The sequence below is a fragment of the Streptomyces sp. CC53 genome (assembly GCF_001865245.1).
Classification (GTDB): domain Bacteria; phylum Actinomycetota; class Actinomycetes; order Streptomycetales; family Streptomycetaceae; genus Streptomyces.
In genome coordinates, this window is the sequence record NZ_MKXB01000091.1 from 1 (window position 1) to 3,355 (window position 3,355).

The 3,355-nt window shown below is 77.9% G+C and carries 4 protein-coding genes; 2 read left to right on the forward strand and 2 right to left on the reverse strand.

From position 1 onward, the window contains the following. Together BJP40_RS08215 and BJP40_RS08220 are read left to right on the forward strand one after the other, a co-directional pair. Positions 1-898 (forward strand): ABC transporter ATP-binding protein (locus BJP40_RS08215; RefSeq protein WP_143065910.1); only part of this gene is annotated, 898 nt, incomplete at its 5' end. A gap of 73 nt (positions 899-971) precedes the next feature. Then, entirely contained in the window at positions 972-1,670 is a 699-nt protein-coding gene (locus BJP40_RS08220) for an ABC transporter ATP-binding protein (RefSeq protein ID WP_071279810.1), read from the forward strand. Between the two features lie 169 nt (positions 1,671-1,839). Here the strand turns inward: BJP40_RS08220 and BJP40_RS08225 are convergent, their stop codons facing one another. Further along, on the reverse strand, positions 1,840-2,265 hold the full coding sequence (locus tag BJP40_RS08225; RefSeq protein ID WP_071279811.1) for a peptidase inhibitor family I36 protein: 426 nt from the start codon (positions 2,263-2,265) through the stop codon (positions 1,840-1,842). A gap of 231 nt (positions 2,266-2,496) precedes the next feature. Continuing rightward, positions 2,497-3,355: hypothetical protein (locus BJP40_RS08230; protein ID WP_218153197.1), on the reverse strand; the 859-nt coding region annotated here is incomplete at its 5' end.

Sequence of the window (3,355 nt, forward strand, 5' to 3'; positions counted from 1 at the left end):
CGGGGAGAGCACCACCACCGGCACGGGCCCGGGCCGGCAGGACCACGGCGGGAAGGGCGGCACGGACCGCGGGGCGCCCGCAGGGGCCGGCGGGCGGGCGGCGGACCGGGAGCGGACGCGCCGGGACGCGACCGGCGGCGGCAGCCGGACCGGCCCGTACCGGAAGGGCGGCGGCGGTGAGGGCACCACGGCTTCCGGCCGTCGTACCGCCTCGGGCCCCCCGGCGGGGGGCGGCGGCGCCGAGCCCACCGTCCGGTTGCGGGCCCGCGGGCTCACCGTGCGGTACGCGGGGTTCACCGCCCTGGACGGCGTCGACCTCGCCGTGCCGGGCGGGCGGGTCACCGCGCTCGTGGGGCCGAACGGGGCGGGGAAGAGCACCCTCTTCCACTGCCTCGCGGGCACGGTGCGGCCCGCGTCCGGGCGGGTCACGCTCGACGGCGCCGACATCACCCGCCGCCCGGCCCACGCGCGGACCCGGCTCGGCGTGGCCCGGACCTTCCAGGAACCCGCCGTCTTCCCGTCGCTGAGCGTGGAGGACAACGTACGGGTCGGTGCGGAGCAGGGCCGCGTCCGCGACACGCCGGGGGTCGCCACCGAGCAGGCGCTGCGCCTGCTCGGACTGGACGGCCCGCTGCGCGCACGGAGCGCGGCCGGGCTGTCCACCGGCGCCCTGCGCCGCACGGAGCTGGCCCGCGTGCTCGCCGGGCGGCCGCACACCCTGCTCCTCGACGAGCCCGCGGCCGGCCTCGACACGGCGGAGACCGCCGCGCTGGCCCGCGTCCTGACCGCGCTGGCCGCCGACGGGCTGGCCGTCCTCGTCGTCGAACACGACCCCGACCTGGTCGCCGAGATCGCGCACACGGTCCACGTGATGGAGGCGGGAAGGATCGTGAGCTGACGTGAGCGCCGAGCTGCGGCAAGGACCGTGAACCGACATGAGCACCGGTATGCGGAAAGGACCCTGACCCGGCATGAGCACCGAGATGGAGGTGCGCGGTGTGCGGGTCCGCTACGGCCCGCTGGAGGCCCTGCACGGCATCGACCTGCCCGTGCCTGCCGGCACCGTCACCGTCCTGCTGGGGCGCAACGGAGCGGGCCGCACGACCCTGCTGCGCACCCTCGCGGGCGCGGTGCGGCCGACCGCCGGGCAGGTGCGGTGGCGCGGCGCCGACGTCACCCGGCTGTCCGCGTACGAGCGGGCCCGCCTCGGGCTGCGCCTGGTGCCGGACCTGCGCGCCGTGTACCCGGACCTCACGGTCGCCGAGAACCTCGCCCTCGCGGCCGCACGGCCCGGTCACCCGGAGCCCGCGCTCGACGCCTACCCCGAGCTCGGGCCGCTGCTCACCCGCCGGGCGGGCACCCTCTCCGGCGGCGAGCAGCGCATGCTGGCACTCAGCCGCCTCGTGCTGCCGCCCCCGGGCGGCGGCCCGCTGCGGGTGGTCCTGGTGGACGAGCCCGCGCTGGGCCTCTCCCCCGCGGTGACCGCGCGCACCTACGCCCTGCTGGCCGACCTGCGCGCCTCCGGCACGGCCGTGGCCGTCGCCGAGCAGCGCCTCCCGCAGGACCTGCCTCGCGGCACGCTGGTGCACGTGCTGCGCCGCGGCGCCGTCGTCTTCAGCGGCGAGCCGGCGGAACTCCCCCCTCCCGGCACTCCCCCGCCCCGCCACTGACCCTGCGGCGGGGGCGCACGGCCGCCACGGCAGTGCCTGCGCGCCCCGACGGCGTCCGGCGGGCACCGCGGTCGCCGCACAGGGCAGTTCGGCCCGCGTGCCCGCGGGGACCGGCAGGCGGCGGGGGGCGCACCGGACGGACCGGCGCGCCCCCGTGGGCGGGGGCCGCTCAGCAGCGGCCGTCGAACCACCTGTTGGAGCTGCCCTTGTCGTTCATGTCGCTGTCCCACGTGGCGCCCCAGCCGGCGTCCAGGCACAGGGACCTGCCCTGGTAGTCGGCGTGCTCGTAGACGCGCACGCTGGAGAAGCTGCCGGGGTGGCCGTTGTTGTACCAGGAGGAGCCGTGGTCGTTCATGTACGCCATAGGGGTCTTCGTCCAGTTGGCGTTGGAGTGCTCGAAGCGGGCGACGCCCCAGCCGCCGAGCTGGAAGTCGGTGTCCTTCCAGACACAGAGGTAGCCCTTCCAGCAGTCCGTGGGCACGCCGCGCTGGCCGCCGTTGTACCAGGACGTCTCGGCGTGGGCCGGCGCTGCGAAGGCCCCCACGGCGGCCGCCGCGGTGAGGAGTCCGGTGGCCCAGCGGATGGACTTGTGCATGAGTGTGCTCCTTCGGGGATCGGTGCGATGGATGAGAGGGGTGAGGTCGTGAGATCGCCGCATCGGGCGGGGGCCGGTGCGTCGGTGGGTGGGGAGCGGTGCGCGGGCGGACGTGGGGTGTGTGCCGGGTGTCGGCCCGGCGGGGGGGGTCCGCCGGGCCGCACGGTGGGTGGTCGCGCTCGGCCCCGAGGCTGCGGGCACGCGGCCGGTGCGCCCGCAGCCGGGCCGGCGTCAGGTGCCGGGCGTGCGTGCAGGACCGGCCAGTGCGCGGGCGACGGCCCGGGCGTGGAAGTCCGCCTCCTCGCGGAAACGGCCTGCGACCGCCGCCCCGATGTGGTCCTCCTCGGTGCGGGCGCCCGCCTTCGCCAGCCCCGCCGCCCGGTTGCAGCGCGCGTCCGCCACCGCCGTACGGCGCTCCTCGTCCGGTCCCGCGTCCTGCACGCCGAGCCGTGCCTCGGCCGGGGTGCCGTACGGGAAACCGGCCTTGCGCATGCACGACCGCCAGGCGTCCAGGGCCCGGGTCCAGCGCGGATCGCGCTCCCGCTCCGCGGCCGTGAGGGTGCGCAGGTGGGACACGACCGCCTTGGCCCGCGTCCACTTCCGCAGGTCGCCGTAGAGGGTTCCCCGCACCTCCGACAGGCAGCCGTCCGCGCTGGTGAACAGCGTGCCGAGGCCGGGCAGGCGGACCGTGACGGCGTCCCGCCGGGTGCCGAGCAGCGCGGTGTCGTAGGCCTCGCGCCGGTCCGGCGGCAGGGACGCCGCGTACCTGTGGTTGGGGTCGGCACGCCGCGCGCGTTCCTCGGTCCGGCGCTCGGCCGCGTCCCGGGCCCGGAAGGCGGCGAGCCCGTAGCCTTCCGCGCGGGCCCGTGCCTCGTCGCCGCTCCCGTACGGGTCGACGGGCGGTGCGTCGCCGGTGCCGCCGAGCGGGGTCGCGGTGTACGTGAAGCCTCTCCCGCGCATGCACGTCGCGACCAGCCGCTGCTCGGCGAGGTGGAGCCGCTCCTGTTCCTGCCGCGTCGGCATGGCGGGCGGGGCCGTCCGGGGCGCGGCGGTCGGGCCCGGGGCGGTCGCGGCCGGCGGGGCGGCGGGG

Bases quoted from the DNA above. Each gene is read 5' to 3' on its own strand.
- BJP40_RS08225 (WP_071279811.1), bottom strand. From the start codon at position 2,265: ATGCACAAGTCCATCCGCTGGGCCACCGGACTCCTCACCGCGGCGGCC.
- BJP40_RS08220 (WP_071279810.1), top strand. From the start codon at position 972: ATGAGCACCGAGATGGAGGTGCGCGGTGTGCGGGTCCGCTACGGCCCG.